A 19,293-nucleotide genomic window follows, 5' to 3' on the forward strand; every position below is an offset into this window, starting at 1 on the left:
GCCCGGTCCCATTCCGAACCCGGAAGCTAAGGCCACCTGCGCCGATGGTACTGCACTCGACAGGGTGTGGGAGAGTAGGACACCGCCGGAACATCTTTCGCGATAGGGGACCCAGATCTGGGTCCCCTATCGGCGTTTCCGGGTCTCGAACGGGGCCCGATCTGCCACGCGGACGATGCCCCGTCCTCCGCCCGTGGTTGAATTCTTCAGGCGGGGCACCACGACATCTCCCCGGAGGCGGGGAATCTAGAAAGGGATCGCCGTGTCGGAACACAACGACGGACGGAAGCCTTTCCGCCGGGACGGAGACGCCCGCGGTTTCGGCCGGCGCGGCGAACCGACCGATCGCCCCCGAGGCGGCCACGGAGACAACCGCGGCGCCGGGCGTGGCGAAGGCGGCGGCTTCCGCCGCAACGACGACAATCGCGGCGGCTCCGACCGCGGTGGGTACCAGGGACGCGGCGGCTCGAACGACCGTGGTGGTTTCCGCCGCAGCGATGAGGACCGTCCCCGCGGTGGCGGCTACCAGCGGCGCGACGAAGGCGACCGCGGTGGATACCAGAAGCGCGATGACGAGCGCGGTGGATCCCGCCGTGGCGGCGACGATTCACGCGGCGGCTACCAGGGCCGCGGTGGCTCGGGTGGCGGCTTCCGTCGCGACGACGACCGCTCGCGCGGCAGCTCCGATCGCGGTGGTTTCCGACGCGACGATTCGCGCGGCGGTTCCGACCGTGGCGGTTTCCGGCGCAACGAAGGCGACGATCGTTCGCGCGGGGGCTACCAGCGTCGTGACGAAGGCGACCGTGGCGGGTACCAGAAACGCGACAGTGACCGCGGCGGCTACCAGAAGCGTGACGACGAGCGCGGCGGTTTCCGCCGTGACAGCGGCGACCGCGGCGGCTACCAGGGCCGGGGCGGCTCCGGTGACCGCGGTGGCTTCCGTCGTGACGACGACCGCTCGCGCGGCAGCTCCGATCGCGGCAACTCGGGTCAGGGCGGGTTCCGCCGCGGCGGTGATGATTCGCGCGGTGGTTCGGACCGTGGTGGTTTCCGTCGCAACGAGGGCGATGATCGTTCGCGTGGCGGCTACCAGCGGCGCGACGAAGGCGACCGCGGTGGCTACCAGCGACGCGATGACGAGCGCGGCTACCAGAAGCGCGACAGTGACCGCGGTGGGTACCAGAAGCGCGATGACGAGCGCGGCGGTTTCCGCCGTGACGATTCGCGCGGCGGCTACCAGGGTCGCGGTGGTTCAGGTGATCGCGGTGGCTCGGGTGGCGGGTTCCGTCGTGACGACGACCGCTCGCGTGGCAGCTCCGATCGCGGCAGTTCGGGTCAGGGCGGGTTCCGCCGCGGCGGTGATGATTCGCGCGGTGGTTCGGACCGTGGTGGTTTCCGCCGCAACGAGGGCGACGATCGTTCGCGCGGTGGCTACCAGCGGCGCGACGAAGGCGACCGTGGCGGGTACCGGAATCGCGATGACGAGCGCGGTGGCTACAACAAGCGCGACAGTGACCGCGGTGGGTACCAGAAGCGGGGCGACGATGATCGTTCGCGCGGTGGTTCCGATCGTGGTGGATTCAAGCGCGGCGAGAAGTCCGGCGGGTACCAGCGGCGTGACGAGAACGCGCGCGGCGGGTTCAAGCGTGGCGGTGACGCGGGCCGGACCGAGTACGTCGGTGAGGACGGCGCCCCGCTGAACGGCACCTACCGGGAGAAGCGGCGCGAACGCGAAGGCGATGTGCTCGGCGTGATGTCGAGCGCCGCCGACGAAGACCAGCCCATCACCGGCGAGGCGCCTGCCGCCACCGGCGGGGCCGATGACTCGACCGCGTCCACTGTGCAGTCCGATACCGGCTCCGCGTCGCAGAGCGCGGGCGCAGTGGAGTCGGAGGAAGCTCGCGTCCACCCGGGCTCCGATCGGTCGGACGACGACCGGTCCGCGGCGGCCGATGCCGCTGGACGCTCGGCCGATGATCGCGCTGCCGAGGCCGATGCGGTCGACACCCACGCCGACCACGCGGCCGGCGATACCGCGGACGACCGCGCTGACCGCGTGGCCGATGACAACGCCGGTCGAACTGCGGGTGACCGCATCGCCGGTGACAGCACCGACGACGCGACGGGCGACCACGGCGATCGCGCGGATGACCGACGCAACGCTGCGGTCGGCGACCGTGCCGAGCGGTCGCAGGACGATCGTTCGGACGATTCCCGGAACGCGGCCGCCGACGATGCCGCCGATGAGGACGATCGTGGCACTCGCGGACGCTCGGCGGATGACCGCCGCGGCGGCTCCGACCGTGAATACGATTCCCGCTCCGCCGGTTACGAGCGCGAGGACCGCCGTCGCGGTGGCGAAGGCGCCCGCACCGCGGGTGGCAGGCCGACCGACCGGCGCAACGCGCGCCCGGACGAGCCGGATCTGCCCGAGGACGTGCAGGCCTCGGATCTGGATCCGGCCGTGCGCCGCGATCTGCTGAGCCTGGACAAGAACAACGCCGAGACCGTCGCCCGGCACATGGTGATGGCCGTCGAGCTGCTCGAGGACGACCCGCGCCTGGCGCTGGCCCACGCGCGGGCGGCGCGGCAGCGCGCGGGCCGGATCGCGGTGGTGCGCGAGACCGCCGGTGTGGTGGCCTATCACGCCGAGGAGTGGGCCGAGGCGCTCTCGGAGCTGCGGACCGCGCGACGCATGTCGGGTGGGTCCGGGCTGCTGGCCGTGATGGCCGACTGCGAGCGTGGTCTGGGCCGTCCGGAGCGGGCGATCGAGCTCGGTCGCAGCGAGGAAGCCCAGCGGCTCAGCGGTGACGAGGCCACCGAGCTGCGCATCGTGGTCGCCGGCGCGCGCATGGATCTGGGTCAGTTCGACCAGGCCGTGGTCACCTTGCAGACCCCGGATCTGGACCCCGCTCGCACCGGCTCCGCCGCGGCCCGGTTGTTCTACGCCTACGCCGACGCCCTGGTGGCCGCCGGTCGCACCGAGGACGGCCTGCAGTGGTTCCTCAATGCCGCCGCGGCGGACGAGGACGGCGAGACCGATGCCGAGGAGCGCGCCGCGGAACTCACCGGCGGCGCCTGACCGCACACACGGTCACCGGCCGCAGTTCGGCACCCGGACCATCCGGGCTCCGAACTGCGGCCGGTGCCATATTGCGGGTGGCGCACGAGGCCCGGAACTGCGGCCGGTGCCGCATTCCAGGTGGCGAACGTGTGGTTTCCTTCCGGGGTCTGCACGGCGTGGGCATCGTCTGTGGTGGCGCGGGGGTGAAGTGGGTCACCCCGGGCGACCGAACCTCGCACACCCGGCACCGATCCTCGCGGCATGCTCGATCATGAAGAGGGCGAGGGCGATTCGACGGCGGCGCGAGCCGGAACCTGTCGGTGGCCTCGCCTAGGGTCGCAGACGTACTCGGCCCGGCAGCGACGACGGAGTGAGGGTGTGTGAACCGGCTACGCGATCGATATGACGCTCTGCTGCTCGATCTGGACGGCACGCTGTACCGCGGGCCCGAGGTGATCGACGGTGCGCCCGAAGCGCTCGTCCCGGACGGGAATTCGGCCCAGCGGCTGATCTATGTCACCAACAACGCCTCCCGCTGTCCCGGCCAGGTGGCCGGCCACCTGGTGGAACTGGGCTATCCGGCCACGGCCGACGATGTGGTGACCAGCGCCCAGGCCGCGGCGGGCATGCTGGCACAACGGCTCGAACAGGGTGCCCAGGTGCTCGTGGTGGGCACCGAGGACCTGGCCGCGGAGATCAAGGCGGTGGGACTGATCCCGGTGCGCCGTTGCGGTGACACGCCGCCCGCCGCCGTCGTCCAGGGGCATTCGCCCACGACGGCGTGGCCCGATCTGGCCGAAGCCGCCTACGCGCTGCGCGACGGCGCGCTCTGGATCGCCACCAACGCCGACCGCACCCTGCCCAACGAGCGCGGTCTGGCCCCGGGCAACGGTGCGATGGTCGCCGCCCTGCGCGCCGCCACCGACCGGGAACCGCTGGTCGCGGGCAAACCGTTCGCGCCGCTCATGCGCGACGCGCTGGCCCGCTCGAACGCGCGCGAGCCGCTGGTGGTGGGCGACCGGCTCGACACCGATATCGAAGGCGCCAACGAACTCGGGCTCGACTCGCTGCTGGTGCTCACCGGCGTCAGCACCCTCGACGACGTGTGTACCGCGCCACCGGCCCGGATCCCGGGCTATATCGCCGGATCGCTGGACGCCCTCAATACCGAGCCGCTCCCGGAGCCGGTCGCGCCCGCCGAGGTCGCGGAGCTGTTGCGACAGCACCCCGGCCGGGCCGTACGGGTGCGCGCGGCCGATCCGGAAATCCGATAGCGTTGACCCCACGATGAGTACTCCGAGTTCACCGCCGACCGGCGCGTCGCAGCCACCCCGACCCGGCATCCCCGTGCCGGGCAGTCACCTGGCGGGCCAGGAACCGGCCGACCCGAACCGGATCAGATCCGAGGTCGACGCGCTGCTCGCCGAACTCGGACCCCGGCCCACGTCGGGCCCCGCGGAGAACGTCGAGACCGGGGCCGACATCACCCGCCGCGCGCGCATCCTCGAACAGGCGCACGAGGTGCTGGTGGACGCCCTGGCGACAGTGGACAAGATCTGAGGTGGCCAGGCGAGCGCGTGTGGACGCCGAACTGGTTCGCCGCGGATTGGCGCGATCGCGGGAACACGCGGTCGAACTGATCGGCGCGGGCCGCGTCCTGATAGCCGGAACCGTCGCCGTGAAACCGGCGACGGCCGTGGAGGCCAACACCCCGCTGATCGTGCGGGAGGAACCCGACGAGGTGTCGTGGGCCTCGCGCGGCGCGCACAAACTGCTCGGCGCGCTCGAGGCGTTCGAGCCGCAGGGGGTGAGTGCCGCCGGGAGGCGGTGCCTGGACGCGGGCGCGTCGACCGGCGGGTTCACCGATGTGCTGCTCGAGCGCGGCGCGCGGGAGGTGGCGGCCGTCGACGTGGGCTACGGCCAGCTGATCTGGCGGTTGCAGAACGACGACCGGGTGCAGGTGTACGACCGCACCAACGTCCGCAACATCACCCCCGAGAGCATCGGTGGCACAGTCGATTTGGTGGTGGGCGACCTGTCGTTCATCTCGCTGGGCCTGGTGCTGCCCGCGCTGGCGGCCTGCGCGGCCGACGGCGCCGATCTGCTGCCGATGGTGAAACCGCAGTTCGAGGTCGGCAAGGAACGGGTCGGCGCGGGTGGGGTGGTGCGTGATCCGGCGCTGCGCGCCGAGGTCGTGACCGATGTCGCCGCCGCGGCCGCCGCGCTGGGGCTGCGGACCGAGGGCGTGGTCGCGAGCCCGCTGCCGGGGCCGTCGGGCAATGTGGAGTATTTCCTGTGGCTGCGTAAGGTCGGCCCGTTCGACCACGACGCCGAGCAGGTGGCCGCGCTGGTCGCGAAGGCTGTCGAGGAGGGTCCGCAGTGAGCACGCACGCCGGCGACCGGGAGATCCTGCTCGTCGCCCATCCGGGCCGCGCGGAGATCATCGAGACCGCACACCGGGTGGCCAAGATCTTCGCCGCGGCCGGGATCTGCCTGCGGGTACTGGCCGACGAGGCCGACAGCACCCGCTTCGAGGACGAACCCGCCGGTTATCCGGTGCGGGTGGTGCCGCACAGCCCGTCGGCGGCCCTGGGCTGCGAGATGGTGCTTGCCCTCGGCGGTGACGGCACGTTCCTGCGCGCCGCCGAACTCGGCAGGCCCAGCGGGGTGCCGGTGCTCGGAATCAATCTGGGACGCATCGGATTCCTCACCGAGGCCGAGGCCGAGCATCTCGACGAGGCGCTCGCGCAGGTGGTCGACCGGGACTATCGCATCGAGGACCGGATGACCATCGACGTCACCGTCCGGGTCGAGGACGTGGTGGCCGAACGCGGCTGGGCGCTCAACGAGGCCAGCATCGAGAACGCCCAGCGCATGGGCGTGCTCGAGGTGGTGCTCGAGGTGGACGGCAGACCGGTGTCGTCGTTCGGCTGCGACGGCGTGCTCGTCTCGACACCCACCGGATCCACCGCCTACGCGTTCTCGGCGGGCGGGCCGGTGGTGTGGCCGGAGCTCGAGGCGATGCTGGTGATTCCCAGCAACGCGCACGCGCTGTTCGCGCGACCGCTGGTGATCAGCCCGGAATCGCATATCGCGGTGGAGGCCGTGGCGACCGGGCACGACGCGATCGTGTTCCTCGACGGCAGGCGCACGCTGGGCCTGCCGCGTGGCGGACGGGTCGAAGTGGTGCGTGGCGCCCGGCCGGTGCGCTGGGTGCGGCTGGATTCCGCGCCCTTCGCCGACCGGATGGTGCGCAAGTTCCAGCTGCCGGTGACGGGCTGGCGGGGCAGAAAGGACACCGATGCTGACCGAGATCAGAATTGACGGACTCGGCGTCATCTCGACGGCCACCGCGCAGTTCCACGCGGGACTGACCGTGCTCACCGGTGAGACGGGCGCGGGCAAGACGATGGTGGTCACCAGCCTGCACCTGCTCAGCGGTGCGCGCGCGGATGCGGGCCGGGTGCGCCTGGGCGCGGCCAAAGCGGTGGTCGAGGGCCGGTTCGTGGTCGACGACGTCAACGAGGCGGCCCGCGCCGCGGTGCACGAGGTGCTGGAATCGGCGGCCGCCGAGGCCGACGAGGACGGCAGCGTGATCGCGGTGCGCACCGTCAACAGCGACGGGCGCTCGCGCGCGCACCTGGGCGGTCGTGGCGTGCCCGCGGCGGTGCTCGGGGAGTTCACCTCGCGGCTGCTGACCGTGCACGGCCAGAACGACCAGTTGCGCCTGCAGCGTCCCGAACAGCAGCTGGCCGCGCTGGACCAGTTCGCCGGTGACGGTGTCGCCGGGCTGCTGCGCAAGTACCAGGTGCACCGCCGGACCTGGCTGGACGCGCGCGCCGAACTGCTCGAACGCACCGCGCGCAGCCGCGAACTGGCGCTCGAGGCCGACCGGCTCAAGCATTCGCTCGCCGAGATCGACGGCATCGCGCCCGAACCCGGCGAGGATGAACGTCTCGTCGCCGAGATCCGCAGGCTCAGCGACCTGGACTCGCTGCGGGAAGCGGCGGTCGCCGCGCACGAGGCATTGTCCGGGCCGGGAGACGAACCCGTCGACGGCGGGGGAGTCCTGGACCTGCTCGGTGGCGCCAGGGCCCGGCTGGATTCGGCCGACGACCCCGCGCTGACCGCGCTCGCGCCCCGGCTGGGCGAGGCAATCGCCGTGGTCGTCGACGTGACCACCGAGATCAGCGGCTATCTGTCGGAGCTGCCGTCGGATCCTGGCGCGCTGGACTCGATGCTCACCCGCCAGGCCGAACTGAAATCGCTGACCCGCAAGTACGCGCCCGACATCGACGGCGTGCTCGCCTGGGCCGACGAATCGCGCGCGCGTCTGGACTCGCTCGACGTGTCCGAGGACGCGCTCGCCAAGCTGGCCGGTGAGGTGGAGACCGCCGCGGGCAAGGTGCGCGAGACCGCCCGCAAGCTCAGTGCCGCGCGCGCGAAGGCGGCGGGCAAGCTGGCCACGGCGGTGAGTACCGAGCTGGGTGGGCTGGCGATGGGCAAGGCGCGTCTGGAGGTGCAGGTCCGGCCGATGCCCGCGGGGGCGCAGGATTCCGCGCCGCTCGAGGTCGACGGTGTCGCGCTGCACGCGGGCGCGACCGGCGTCGACGAGGTGGAGTTCCGGCTCTCGGCGCATTCGGGCGCGCAGTCGCTGCCGCTGAGCAAGAGCGCCTCCGGCGGTGAGCTCTCGCGGGTGATGCTGGCGCTGGAGGTGGTGCTGGCCGGGTCCGATCACGGGGCGACGATGGTCTTCGACGAGGTCGACGCCGGTGTCGGTGGCCGGGCGGCGGTGGAGATCGGCAAGCGGCTGGCGCGGCTGGCCCGCACCCATCAGGTGATCGTGGTGACCCACCTGCCGCAGGTGGCGGCCTTCGCCGACACCCATCTCGTCGTCAACAAGTCCGACGACGGAAAAGGCAAGGTGGACAGCGGCGTTCGTACGCTCACCGACGAGGAACGCGTGGTCGAACTGGCCCGGATGCTGGCGGGTCTCGACGACACCGAGACCGGCCGCGCGCACGCGGAGGAACTGCTCGAGACCGCCAGGGCGGAGCGGACTCCGGCCTGAACCGAGGCCGCCCGCGCCTGGGTGCGGGCGGCCCCGAGACTCACTTCAGGGCTTTGCGGACGCCGCCGAGCAGCTGGTTGGTGAGCTGGCGCAGGCCGAACTCGAGCACCGGGGCGGGCACGGGCAGCGACGGCTCGGACTCCATGGTGTAGACCACGCGGGTGCCGCCGGAGCTGGTGTCGGCGAAGGTCACGGTGCCGACGTGGCGCTTGACCGGGGCGCCCTTGACGATCTTGTACTCCATCCGCTCACCGGGAACCAGCGCGGTGATCTCCTCGGTGACCGCGACCTTGCCGAGGCCGAGGGTGTGCTGGGCGCCGACCCCGGTGGCCGGGTCGCCCTGCTTGACCAGCTTCACGTTGACCGGCAGGTACGGGCTGACGCTCTCACGCTCGGTGAAAAGGCGGTAGACGATATCGCGAGGGGCGTCGAAAACCGTCTCGACGGTGCTGCGGGGCATGGATGTCTCCTGTCCGAGATGTCTGTGACCCGCAGCATACGGGTACCTATCGGACGCGTTCCGATCTGGCCGCCATGGCGTCGAAGAACCAGTGGAACTTGGTGTTGTGGAAGGTGGCGAAGCGCCAGGCGCCCTCGCGGCGCACCGCGACATACACGTAGTCCTTGGTGTTGCGCCGGTTGCGCCTGCTCTTGCCTTTGAGCAGCGCGCCCCGGCCGTCGACCACGGCCACCTCGGGGGTCAGGAACCGCAGCCGGGTGATCTCGCCGTCGAGGCGGCTGCCCTTCAGGTACGAGGTGAACAGCGCGGCGTGCGAGGACTCGATGGCGTCGCGGCCGGTGTAGTGGCGGCCGAACCAGGTGACGTACTCGGCGTCCTCGGTGAAGGTCGCGGCGAAGGCGCGGGCGTCGCCCGTGTCCCAGGCGGCGGTGTTGGCGGCGAACAGCGCGCGCACGGCCCGCTCGTCGGCATGGGGTTCGGTCATCGGGGGCTCCCGGAAACTAGGATCGAACAGTCAGAATTCGATTCGGTAAGTATCTGCGTGGGTAATATTCTTACCGAGGAAGATAATTGCGGAAGCCGCGGAAGGTGTCAAGGGATGTCCGGCAAGAGGGGTGAACTCGCGGCCGCGCTGACGGTGGCGGCACAGCGCAGTGCGACGGACGGGGTGATGCTGCATCAGGCCGTCGCCGACAAGCTCGGTCTGCACGTCACCGATCTGCGGTGCCTGAACATGCTGCGCCTGGGCGGTCCGGCCACGGCGGGCGAGCTCGCGGCGCAGACCGCGCTGTCGACCGGCGCGGTGACGAAGATGGTCGATCGGTTGCTGGCGGCGGGCTATGTGCGCCGCGAACACGATGTCGCGGACCGGCGCCGGGTGATCGTGAGTGCGATTCCGGCGAAGATCGACGAGATCGCCCCGCACTACGAGCTGCTCGCGCGCCGTTTCGCGGCCGCGCTCGACGACTACTCCGACGAACAGCTCGAGCTGGTTCTCGACCTGTTCGGGCGGCTGCACGCGACCTCGCTGGAGGTAGCGGCGGCATTGCGCGGGCAGGACTGACTCGGCGCGCCTCCACCACAGGTTGAGGGTTTGCGCCCATCATCGGGCCATGAGGCTGCCGGCGCTGTTGTCGAGGAACACGGAAACGCTGCCCGGTGTCACCGGGATCGCCCGGGTGGATCGCGATACCCGGCGACTGTTGCGGCGGGTCGGTCCGGGGGACGTGGTCGTCCTCGACGAGACCGATCTGGACCGCCACACCGCCGACCGGCTGGTCGAAGCCGGGGTGGTCGCGGTGATCAACACCTCGCCGTCGATCTCGGGACGCTATCCGAACCTGGGTCCGGAAGTGCTGGTGGCCAACGGGATCGTGCTCATGGACACCGTGTCCTCCGATGCCTTCGGCAAGATCAAGGACGGCACCAGGATCCGGATCGACGCCGGAATCGTCTACGCCGACAAGCTGACCAAGAAGGAACCCGAGGTCCTCGTGGAGGGCATCGAGTTCGACGAGTCGGCCATCGCGGACCGGATGATCGAGGCGCGCAACGGCCTGGCCGATCACCTCGACGCCTTCGCGGGCAACACCACCGAGTTCGTCCGCACCGAGAGCGCGCTGCTCATCGACGGTATCGGGGTGCCCGACATCGAGCTCGAGCTACGCGGCAGACATGTCGTGGTGATCGCCGACGGGCCGGGTCATCGTGAGGAGCTACAGCGGCTCAAGCCGTTCATCAAGGAGTACGCGCCGATCCTGATCGGTGTCGGCCGCGGCGCCGACACCCTGCGCACGCTGAAGTACACGCCGGACCTGATCGTCGGCGAGCCCGACGAGATCAGCACCGAGACACTGCGCTGCGGCGCCGAGATGATCCTGCCCGCCGATACCGACGGGCATGCCAGGGGTCTGGAGCGCATCCAGGATCTCGGCATCGGCGCCACCACCTTCCCGTCCTCGGGTTCCCCGGCCGATCTGGCGCTGATGCTGGCCGATCATCACGGCGCCTCGCTGATCGTGCTGGCCGGGGCGCCCGCCTCGCTGGAAGACTTCTTCGACCGCGGCCGTCGCGACAGCAATCCGGCCACCTTCCTGACCCGGCTCAAGGTCGGCGCGAAACTCGTGGATGCCAACGCCGTCGCGACGCTGTACCGGCAGCGTTCCTCCGGGGCCGCGCTGGCGCTGGTGGTGCTGGCCGCGCTGGTGGCGATCGTGGTGGTGATCCTGGCCTCGCACAACGGCTCCCAGGTGCTGGACTGGGCGATCGCGTACTGGGACCGTTTCGTGCTGTGGGTGCGGGGTCTGCGGTGATCTCGCTGCGTCAGCACGCCATCTCGATCGCGGCGATCTTCCTCGCGCTGGCGATCGGGGTGATCCTCGGTTCCCAGACCCTGGCCGCGGACATGCTGTCGGGGTTGCGCTCGGATCGCAGCGACCTGCGTGGGCAGGTGGACGCGCTGACCGCGCGCAACGAGCAGCTCACCGCCCGCCTCGACACCGCCGACAAGTTCGTCGCATCCTCGGCGGACCGCATCCTCGGCGGCACCCTGGCCGACCGCAGCGTCGTGGTGTTCAGCACCCCGGACGCCGATCCCGCCGACATCGACGGCGTGAGCCGCTCGCTCGAGACCGCGGGTGCCGCGGTGACCGGCCGGATCGCGCTCACCGAGGCCTTCACCGACGCGGGGGAGGGCGACCGGATGCGCTCGGCGCTGACGAACATCGTCCCCGCGGGCGCCCAGCTGCAGACCGGCGCCGTCGACCAGGGCAGCATGGCGGGCGATCTGCTCGGCCTGACCCTGCTGCTCGATCCGGCCACGAACCAGCCCCGCAGCACACCGCAGGAACTCGCGTTGGCCCTGGAGACCCTGCGCGGCGGCGGCTTCCTCGCCTACCGCGACACCCCGGTGCGACCCGCGCAACTGGCCGTCGTCGTCACCGGCAATGGTGTTGTTTCCGACACCGGCCAGGGCGCGACTATCGCCCGGTTCACCGGCGCGGTCCGCGCCCGCGCCGCGGGCACCGTCCTGGCGGGCCGGGCGGGCGCCGCCGACAACAACGGCGCCATCGCCTTCGTCCGCGCCCAGGCCCCACTGTCCACCGCGGTCACCACCGTCGACAACGCCGACCGCGAAATCGGCCGCGTGACAACCGCTCTCGCCTTCACCGAACAACTCACCGGCGGCGCGGGCCGCTACGGCACCACCCCGACCGCGACATCGTTCACCCTCGTCGCCATGCCCCGCTGACCCCCGATTCCCCGGTCGAAACGCATCGACTGATCACGCACGGACATGGGTAACTCGCCGGGTACGCCCAGAACTCCGGCACCCCCTCACCGCCGGCCCGACACCCGACACGCCCCCTCGAAAACGGCACGCTGAATTCGCGGGGAGGCGGTACTGCTAGGCTGGAGTTCCGTGGGTCAAACACGGAATCAGGCTCGAAATGCCACCAAGCACATCTTCGTGAGCGGTGGCGTCGCCTCCTCTTTGGGTAAGGGTCTCACCGCCTCCAGCCTCGGTCAGTTGCTGACCGCGCGCGGTATGCGGGTGACGATGCAGAAGCTCGACCCGTATCTGAACGTCGATCCGGGCACCATGAACCCGTTCCAGCACGGTGAGGTCTTCGTCACCGAGGACGGCGCCGAGACCGACCTCGATGTCGGCCACTACGAGCGTTTCCTCGATCGCGACCTGACCAAGGACGCGAACGTGACCACCGGTCAGATCTACTCGACGGTGATCGCCAAGGAGCGCCGCGGTGAGTACCTGGGCGACACGGTTCAGGTGATCCCGCACATCACCGACGAGATCAAGAACCGCATCATGGCGATGCAGGGTCCGGATCTGCAGGGTCATGTGCCGGATGTGGTGATCACCGAGATCGGTGGCACCGTCGGTGACATCGAGTCGCAGCCGTTCCTCGAGGCGGCGCGCCAGATCCGTCACGACGTGGGTCGCGACAATGTGTTCTTCCTGCACGTCTCGCTGGTGCCGTATCTGGCGCCCTCGGGCGAGCTCAAGACCAAGCCGACGCAGCATTCGGTCGCCGCGCTGCGCAATATCGGTATCCAGCCCGACGCGCTGATCCTGCGCTGCGACCGTGAGGTGCCGCAGGGTCTGAAGAACAAGATCGCGCTGATGTGCGACGTCGACGTGGAGGCCTGCATCTCCACCCCCGACGCGCCGTCGATCTACGACATCCCGAAGGTGCTGCACAGCGAGGGCCTCGACGCCTATGTGGTGCGCAAGCTCGGCCTGCCGTTCCGCGATGTGGACTGGGCCGTGTGGGGTGACCTGCTCGATCGGGTGCACTCCCCGCGCGAGACCGTCGAGGTGGCGCTGGTCGGCAAGTACGTCGACCTGCCCGACGCCTACCTGTCGGTGACCGAGGCGCTGCGCGCCGGGGGCTTCGCGCACCGGTCCAAGGTGAACATCCGCTGGGTGCCCTCCGACGAGTGCGAGACCGAAGCCGGTGCGCAGGCCGCGCTGCGGGACGTCGACGCCGTGCTGATCCCCGGCGGGTTCGGCATCCGCGGTATCGAGGGCAAGCTCGGCGCGATCCGCTATGCCCGTCATCGTGGCATCCCGCTGCTGGGTCTGTGCCTGGGTCTGCAGTGTGTGGTGATCGAGGCGGCGCGTTCGGTGGGTATCGAGGACGCCAATTCGGCCGAGTTCGAGCCCGAGACGAAGAACCCGGTCATCTCGACCATGGCCGATCAGGAAGACGTCGTCGCCGGTGAGGCCGATCTGGGCGGCACCATGCGACTGGGCGCCTACCCGGCCACCTTGCAGAAGGGTTCGGTGGTCGCGCAGGCCTACGGTTCCGAGCAGGTCTCCGAGCGGCACCGGCACCGGTTCGAGGTGAACAACGCCTACCGTGACGCCATCGCGAAGAGCGGTCTGGTGTTCTCGGGTACCTCGCCCGACGGGCACCTGGTGGAGTTCGTGGAGTACCCGGCCTCGGTGCACCCGTTCTTCGTCGCCACCCAGGCGCATCCGGAGCTCAAGAGCCGTCCGACCCGCCCGCACCCGCTGTTCGCGGCGCTGATCAACGCGGCATTGAAATACAAACTGGCCGAACGCCTTCCCGTAGACTTTCCCGAGGAAGAGCTCGCGGAGCAGGCCGCGGAACTCTGAGGGAGTCGAGGTCATGAGCGCACCCGGTAGTCACGAGTTCGAGACGGTGTCGAGCCGGGTGCTCTACAGCGGCGCGATCCTGGCCCTGCGCCAGGATCAGGTCGCGATGCCGGGTGGGCGGATCGCCGAGCGCGAGGTCATCGAGCATCACGGCGCCGTCGCGGTGCTCGCCCTCGACGACGAGGGCGAGATCGTGCTGATCCGCCAGTACCGGCATCCGATCGGTACCCGGCTGCTCGAGCTGCCCGCCGGGTTGCTCGACATCGACGGCGAGGACCCGCTCACCGCGGCCAAGCGCGAGCTGGCCGAGGAGACGGGCCTGGCCGCGGCCGAATGGTCGGTGCTGGTGGACGTGGCGCTCTCGCCGGGGTTCACCGACGAGGCGCTGCGGGTGTTCGTCGCGACCGGTCTCACCCCGACCGAACGCCCGGACCCCGAACACGAGGAAGCCGATCTCGAGACGGTGCGGATGCCGGTCGCCGAGGCCGTGCGGGCCGCGCTGGCCGGGGATATCGTGAACGCGACGGCCGTGGCCGGGGTGCTCGCGTACGCGGCGGCGCAGGCGAGCGGGGTGCCGTTGCGCCCGGCCGACGCGCCGTGGCCGGGTCAGCCGAGGGCCTTCCTGCGGCGCAAGGCCGACGAGGCCCGCGCGACAGCGTCCGGCAGCGACGCGTGAGCACGACGTCGGATCGCGGCGCGACAGGGATTCCTGCCGCCGCGACCGACGGGGACCGACCGGGCATCCGCCGTGCTCGCGCGTGAAATCGACGCCTACCTCGACCATCTGACGGTCGAACGCGGCGTCGCCCGCAACACTCTCGGCGCCTATCGCCGGGATCTATCCCGCTACCAGGCTTTTCTCGACCGCCGCGGCATCGCGAACCTGGCCGCGGTGGCGCAGGGTGATGTCGCCGAATTCACCATGGCCCTGCGCTCCGGCGGCGACGAACATCCGCCGCTGGCCGCGGGATCGGTGGCCAGGGCGCTGATCGCGGTGCGTGGCCTGCATCGCTTCGCCGCCGCCGAGGGCATCACCGACACCGATGTGGCGCACGCGGTGAAACCGCCCGCGCCGGGGCGCAGGCTGCCCAAAGCGCTGCCCTACGACCAGGTTCTGCGCCTGCTGGAGGCGGCGGGCGGCGAGGGCGAAGCCGATGGCGGCCCACGCGGACTGCGTGATCGGGCGCTGCTGGAACTGCTGTATTCGACCGGCGCGCGCATCTCGGAGATGGTCGGCCTGGATGTGGACGACATCGACACCGAACAACGGTGCGTCGTGCTGCGCGGCAAGGGCGGCAAACAACGGCTGGTCCCGATCGGCCGACCCGCCCTGGCCGCCGTGGACGCCTACCTGGTGCGTGGCCGCCCGAGCCTGGCCGCGAGCGGAAAGGGTTCGGCCGGAGCGCTTTTCCTCAACGCGCGCGGTGGCCGGTTGTCGCGCCAGAGCGCCTGGCAGGTATTGCAGACCGCGGCCGACCGCGCGGGCATCGGCGCCGCGGTCTCCCCGCACACCCTGCGCCATTCCTTCGCCACCCACCTGCTCGACGGCGGCGCCGACGTGCGGGTGGTGCAGGAACTGCTCGGCCACGCCTCGGTGACCACCACCCAGATCTACACCCTGGTGACGGTGAGCACGCTGCGCGAGGTCTGGGCCACCGCGCACCCGCGCGCGCGGTGAACCCCCGGCGCGGCTCGGCGCGCAGCGGGTATCGTGCGAACACGCCCGGCGTTGCCATGCCGTACCTCACCGGTGCGAGCGGTAGCGTCTACCCCCAGAGCTGGACCGTACGAAAGCGAGTCCGGGCCCGAATCGGTCTCGCTACCCTCGACAGGGGTTACCGGCAGGAATACGTATAAGGAGCAGCGGATCGTGACGACAGCGGAAACACCGTGGGACGGTGGATCGGACGAGGTCGCCGAGATGGGGCCGACCGGGCGCCCGCTGCGACTGGTGCCCGAGCCGCCACGGGTGCAGCGTCACGGTGACGCACTCGTGGTGGCCATGTGCAACCAGAAGGGCGGGGTCGGCAAGACCACCTCGACCATCAATCTCGGTGCGGCACTGGCCGAATACGGCCGCCGGGTGCTGCTGGTCGATCTGGATCCGCAGGGTGCGCTCTCGGCCGGTCTCGGCGTGGCCCACCACGATCTCGATCTCACCGTGCACAACCTGCTCATCGGCGGCAAGGCCAAGGTCGACGACGTGCTGCAGACCACCAAGGTCAACGGCATGGATCTCTTACCCAGCAACATCGACCTGTCCGCGGCCGAGATCCAGCTGGTCAACGAGGTCGGCCGCGAACAGTCGCTGGGCCGGGCACTGGCGTCGGTGCGCGACCGCTACGACTACATCCTCATCGACTGCCAGCCCTCGCTGGGCCTGCTCACCGTCAACGCGCTGGCCTGCTCCGACGGCGTCATCATTCCGATGGAATGCGAGTACTTCTCGCTGCGCGGCCTCGCGCTGCTCAACGACACCGTGGAGAAGGTGCGCGACCGGCTCAACCCGCGGCTGAGCCTCTACGGCATCGTGGTCACGATGTTCGATGCGCGCCTGCTGCATTCGCGCCAGGTGATGTCGCGCGTGGTCGAGGTGTTCGGCGACCTGGTCTACGACACCGCCATCTCGCGCACCGTGCGCTTCCCCGATGCCAGCGTCGCCGGCGAACCCATCACCACGTGGTCGCCGAAATCCGCGGGCGCGGAATCCTATCGGGCCATGGCACGTGAAGTCATCCACCGGTCGGGCCGGTGATCGACGCTTCACCCGCGGTACCCGCAGTACCCGAAGACCCTGCCCCGACCGGCTTTCACCTCCGGTTGAAGAACTTCGAGGGGCCGTTCGATCTTCTGCTCACGCTGATCAGTTCGCGCAAACTCGATGTCACCGAAGTGGCGCTGCACCAGGTCACCGACGAATTCATCGCCTACACCAAGGCACTCACGGCCGAGCTGGCCGAGAACACCAAACTGCGCGCGGACAAGATTCTCGACCAGACCACCGAGTTCCTGGTGGTCGCGGCGACCCTGCTCGACCTGAAGGCCGCCCGGCTGCTGCCCTCGGGGGAGATGACCGACGCCGACGATCTGGAACTGCTCGACGCGCGCGACCTGCTGTTCGCCCGGCTGCTGCAATACCGCGCGTTCAAGCAGGTCGCCGAGCTGCTGGGTGAACTCGAGGCCGCCGCCCTGCGCCGCTACCCGCGCTCGGTGGCGCTCGAGGAACAGTTCGAGGGCCTGCTGCCCGAGGTGACCCTCGGCGTGGACATCGCCGCCTTCGCCGAGATCGCGGCGGCCGCCTTCCGGCCCCGCCCGGTCGCCGAGGTCGGGCTCGGGCATCTGCACATGCACACCATCTCGGTGGCCGAACAGGCCGAACTGGTGCTGGCGCTGCTCAAGGAACGCGGACCGGGCGGCTGGACCACCTTCGCCGAGATCGTCGCCGACTGCACGGTCCCGGTCGAGATCGTCGCCCGCTTCCTGGCCCTGCTCGAGCTCTACCGTGGCAAGACCATCGCCTTCGACCAGCCCGACCCGCTCGGCCCGCTGGCCGTGAGCTGGCTCGGCGAGCTCGATCCCGACGCCGAGGCGGCGGCGCTGACCTTCGAGGAGGATTACGGATGACGGAGACAGTGGTGGAATTCACCTCCGAGCCGCTCGACGACGCCGAACTGCGCGCGGCGCTCGAGGCCATGCTGCTCGTCGTCGACGCGCCCGCCCCGGCAGAACAGCTGGCAGCGGCCCTGGACGACAGCACCGAGCGGGTGGAGGCGGTGCTGCGCGAGATGTCGGCCGAGCTGTCCGCGCGCGGCAGCGGGATCGACCTGCGTTTCGTCGGTGACGGGTGGCGCTTCTATACTCGACAGCAGTACGCGCCCTATGTCGAGCGTGTGCTGCTCGACGGGGCCCGGACGAAACTGACCCGGGCCGCCTTGGAAACCTTGGCGGTGGTGGCCTACCGCCAGCCGGTGACCCGCACCAGGGTCAGCGCGGTCCGCGGGGTGAACGTCGACGGAGTGATGCGCACGCTGCTGGCCAGGGGCTTGATCGCGGAAGCGGGTCAGGACCCGGAGACCAACGGCACGCTCTACCGCACCACCGAGTTGTTCCTCGAACGGATCGGGCTCGCCTCCCTGGGCGACCTGCCCCCGCTGGCGCCGCTGCTTCCCGGCGTCGATCTGATCGACGAGATCAGCGAGAGCCTGGAGACCGATCCCCGGTTCACCAGGCTGAAGAAACCCGCCGAGTCCGACATGGACCTCGGCACCGACGATTGACAGGACAGATGAATAATTCCGCTCGCCGAGATGGCACACCGGATCGAAGAAAACGCAGCGACCAGCCCCGAAGTGGCGCGAACCGGACCGCGGGAACCCGCGGCGGCAGTGCGCGCACCGGGCAGGCGGGCTCCCGTGGGGAGGCCCCCGGCCGCCGCGGCACCGGCGCCGGTGGCTTCCAGCGCGGTGACAATCCTCGCCGTGGCGCGACCGGCGGCTACCAGCGTGACGAGTCCGGCGGCCGCCGTGGCGGGTCCACCGGTGGCTACCAGCGTGACGACGCCGACCGCGGCGGCTACCCCCGCACCGGTGGCGCCGGTCAGCGTGGCGGCGCACCCCGCGCAGGCGGGACCGCCAGGCCCGCCACCGCGCAGGCGCAGACCGCCCGCAAGAAGTCGGCGAAGCCGCAGCGCAAGGTGGTCGCGCCGACCATCCTGAACAACGCCAAGCCGGCCCGGCACCAGCACGCCGAGAACGCCGAGGGCCCGAAGAAGCTGCCCTGGGGCGAGGGCGAACGCCTGCAGAAGGTGCTCGCCAAGGCCGGTGTCGCCTCGCGCCGCGCGGCCGAGGAGATGATCGCCGCCGGGCGCGTCGAGGTCGACGGCCGGATCGTGCGCGAGCAGGGTCTGCGCGTGGACCCGCAGAACGCGGTCGTGCGCGTCGACGGCACCCGCGTCGTCGTGCGCGACGAACTGGTGCACCTGGTGCTGAACAAGCCCAAGGGCTGGCAGTCCACCATGTCCGACGATCTCGGCCGTCCGTGTGTGGGCGATATCGTGGCCGAGCGCATCGCCGCCGGTCAGCGCCTGTTCCACGTCGGCCGCCTCGACGCCGACACCGAGGGCCTGCTGCTGCTCACCAACGACGGTGAGATGGCGCACCGGCTGATGCACCCGTCCTTCGAGGTGCCCAAGACCTACCTGGCCACCGTCAACGGCGAGGTGAACTACCGCCTGGTCAACAAGCGCCTGCGCGACGGTGTGGAGCTCGAGGACGGCCCGGCCAAGGTCGACAAGTTCGTCCTGCTCGAGGCCCACGAGGGCCGGTCGCTGGTCAAGCTCGTGCTGCACGAGGGCCGCAAGCACATCGTGCGTAGGCTGCTCGACGAGGTCGGCCACCCGGTGGTCCGCCTGGTGCGCACGCATCTGGGCCCGGTCGCGCTGGGTGATCAGCGTCCCGGCACGCTGCGGGTGCTCGGCCGCGACGAGATCGGCAAACTCTACGAGGCGGTGCAGCTGTGAACGGAGTGGATCTGCCGGTGGAACTCACCGGCGGCCG

At 70.5% G+C, this 19,293-nt stretch carries 18 protein-coding genes and 1 rRNA gene; 17 read left to right on the forward strand and 2 right to left on the reverse strand.

All coding sequences use genetic code 11. The features are described from left to right. The 7 genes from rrf to recN form a co-directional block, all read left to right on the forward strand. Positions 1-91: ribosomal RNA gene (gene rrf / locus ACWEMY_RS20360) — 5S ribosomal RNA — on the forward strand; the annotation flags it as partial. A 2,004-nt stretch (positions 92-2,095) separates the two neighbouring features. Then, a complete protein-coding gene (locus ACWEMY_RS20365; RefSeq protein WP_452391312.1) occupies positions 2,096-3,082 on the forward strand; it encodes a hypothetical protein in 987 nt (328 codons plus the stop codon). Between the two features lie 362 nt (positions 3,083-3,444). Further along, positions 3,445-4,338, forward strand: a complete 894-nt coding sequence (locus ACWEMY_RS20370; protein WP_452391276.1) for an HAD-IIA family hydrolase — start codon at positions 3,445-3,447, stop codon at positions 4,336-4,338. A 13-nt stretch (positions 4,339-4,351) separates the two neighbouring features. Further along, a complete protein-coding gene (locus tag ACWEMY_RS20375) occupies positions 4,352-4,624 on the forward strand; it encodes a hypothetical protein (RefSeq protein ID WP_375925722.1) in 273 nt (90 codons plus the stop codon). 1 nt (position 4,625) lies between these two features. Next, complete coding sequence (locus ACWEMY_RS20380) at positions 4,626-5,447, forward strand: TlyA family RNA methyltransferase (RefSeq protein WP_452391277.1); 822 nt, start codon at positions 4,626-4,628, stop codon at positions 5,445-5,447. Further along, on the forward strand, positions 5,444-6,388 hold the full coding sequence (locus ACWEMY_RS20385) for an NAD kinase (protein ID WP_375925727.1): 945 nt from the start codon (positions 5,444-5,446) through the stop codon (positions 6,386-6,388). The genes ACWEMY_RS20380 and ACWEMY_RS20385 overlap by 4 nt, the downstream gene beginning before the upstream one ends. Next, positions 6,366-8,135 carry a DNA repair protein RecN gene (recN, locus tag ACWEMY_RS20390; RefSeq protein ID WP_375925729.1) on the forward strand — a complete coding sequence of 590 codons (1,770 nt, stop codon included), beginning with the start codon at positions 6,366-6,368 and terminating at the stop codon, positions 8,133-8,135. Before ACWEMY_RS20385 ends, recN begins: the two co-directional genes overlap by 23 nt. A gap of 40 nt (positions 8,136-8,175) precedes the next feature. Here recN and ACWEMY_RS20395 read toward each other — a convergent pair whose 3' ends face one another. Both ACWEMY_RS20395 and ACWEMY_RS20400 read right to left on the reverse strand, forming a co-directional pair. Further along, entirely contained in the window at positions 8,176-8,595 is a 420-nt protein-coding gene (locus tag ACWEMY_RS20395) for an SRPBCC family protein (protein ID WP_375925732.1), read from the reverse strand. A gap of 46 nt (positions 8,596-8,641) precedes the next feature. After that, complete coding sequence (locus ACWEMY_RS20400; protein ID WP_452391278.1) at positions 8,642-9,079, reverse strand: SgcJ/EcaC family oxidoreductase; 438 nt, start codon at positions 9,077-9,079, stop codon at positions 8,642-8,644. A gap of 114 nt (positions 9,080-9,193) precedes the next feature. On the opposite strand from ACWEMY_RS20400, the gene ACWEMY_RS20405 reads away from it, so the two are divergent. From ACWEMY_RS20405 to ACWEMY_RS20450, 10 genes are all read left to right on the forward strand, one after another. After that, complete coding sequence (locus ACWEMY_RS20405) at positions 9,194-9,658, forward strand: MarR family winged helix-turn-helix transcriptional regulator (RefSeq protein WP_452391279.1); 465 nt, start codon at positions 9,194-9,196, stop codon at positions 9,656-9,658. Between the two features lie 49 nt (positions 9,659-9,707). Then, entirely contained in the window at positions 9,708-10,907 is a 1,200-nt protein-coding gene (gene steA / locus ACWEMY_RS20410) for a putative cytokinetic ring protein SteA (RefSeq protein ID WP_452391280.1), read from the forward strand. Next, positions 10,904-11,845, forward strand: coding sequence for a copper transporter (locus ACWEMY_RS20415; protein ID WP_452391313.1), 942 nt, complete (start codon positions 10,904-10,906; stop codon positions 11,843-11,845). The genes steA and ACWEMY_RS20415 overlap by 4 nt, the downstream gene beginning before the upstream one ends. 171 nt (positions 11,846-12,016) lie before the next feature. After that, on the forward strand, positions 12,017-13,738 hold the full coding sequence (locus tag ACWEMY_RS20420; RefSeq protein ID WP_375925744.1) for a CTP synthase: 1,722 nt from the start codon (positions 12,017-12,019) through the stop codon (positions 13,736-13,738). 13 nt (positions 13,739-13,751) lie between these two features. Further along, positions 13,752-14,414, forward strand: a complete 663-nt coding sequence (locus tag ACWEMY_RS20425) for an NUDIX domain-containing protein (protein WP_452391281.1) — start codon at positions 13,752-13,754, stop codon at positions 14,412-14,414. A gap of 72 nt (positions 14,415-14,486) precedes the next feature. Continuing rightward, complete coding sequence (gene xerD / locus ACWEMY_RS20430; RefSeq protein WP_452391282.1) at positions 14,487-15,416, forward strand: site-specific tyrosine recombinase XerD; 930 nt, start codon at positions 14,487-14,489, stop codon at positions 15,414-15,416. 243 nt (positions 15,417-15,659) lie between these two features. Further along, positions 15,660-16,493: a ParA family protein gene (locus ACWEMY_RS20435; protein WP_452391314.1), complete on the forward strand. Its 834-nt coding sequence runs from the start codon at positions 15,660-15,662 to the stop codon at positions 16,491-16,493. Beyond that, positions 16,490-17,362: a segregation and condensation protein A gene (locus ACWEMY_RS20440; protein ID WP_375925753.1), complete on the forward strand. Its 873-nt coding sequence runs from the start codon at positions 16,490-16,492 to the stop codon at positions 17,360-17,362. Before ACWEMY_RS20435 ends, ACWEMY_RS20440 begins: the two co-directional genes overlap by 4 nt. Continuing rightward, entirely contained in the window at positions 17,359-18,015 is a 657-nt protein-coding gene (gene scpB, locus ACWEMY_RS20445) for an SMC-Scp complex subunit ScpB (protein WP_452391283.1), read from the forward strand. Before ACWEMY_RS20440 ends, scpB begins: the two co-directional genes overlap by 4 nt. 8 nt (positions 18,016-18,023) lie before the next feature. Beyond that, positions 18,024-19,256, forward strand: a complete 1,233-nt coding sequence (locus ACWEMY_RS20450; protein ID WP_452391284.1) for a pseudouridine synthase — start codon at positions 18,024-18,026, stop codon at positions 19,254-19,256. Positions 19,257-19,293 lie beyond the last annotated feature (37 nt).

It is taken from the genome of Nocardia sp. NPDC004415, assembly GCF_053602435.1.

Bases quoted from the DNA above. Each gene is read 5' to 3' on its own strand.
- scpB (WP_452391283.1), top strand. From the start codon at position 17,359: ATGACGGAGACAGTGGTGGAATTCACCTCCGAGCCGCTCGACGACGCC.
- ACWEMY_RS20375 (WP_375925722.1), top strand. From the start codon at position 4,352: ATGAGTACTCCGAGTTCACCGCCGACCGGCGCGTCGCAGCCACCCCGA.
- ACWEMY_RS20405 (WP_452391279.1), top strand. From the start codon at position 9,194: ATGTCCGGCAAGAGGGGTGAACTCGCGGCCGCGCTGACGGTGGCGGCA.
- ACWEMY_RS20435 (WP_452391314.1), top strand. From the start codon at position 15,660: ATGGGGCCGACCGGGCGCCCGCTGCGACTGGTGCCCGAGCCGCCACGG.
- ACWEMY_RS20400 (WP_452391278.1), bottom strand. From the start codon at position 9,079: ATGACCGAACCCCATGCCGACGAGCGGGCCGTGCGCGCGCTGTTCGCC.
- ACWEMY_RS20395 (WP_375925732.1), bottom strand. From the start codon at position 8,595: ATGCCCCGCAGCACCGTCGAGACGGTTTTCGACGCCCCTCGCGATATC.
- recN (WP_375925729.1), top strand. From the start codon at position 6,366: ATGCTGACCGAGATCAGAATTGACGGACTCGGCGTCATCTCGACGGCC.
- steA (WP_452391280.1), top strand. From the start codon at position 9,708: ATGAGGCTGCCGGCGCTGTTGTCGAGGAACACGGAAACGCTGCCCGGT.
- ACWEMY_RS20450 (WP_452391284.1), top strand. From the start codon at position 18,024: ATGAATAATTCCGCTCGCCGAGATGGCACACCGGATCGAAGAAAACGC.
- ACWEMY_RS20425 (WP_452391281.1), top strand. From the start codon at position 13,752: ATGAGCGCACCCGGTAGTCACGAGTTCGAGACGGTGTCGAGCCGGGTG.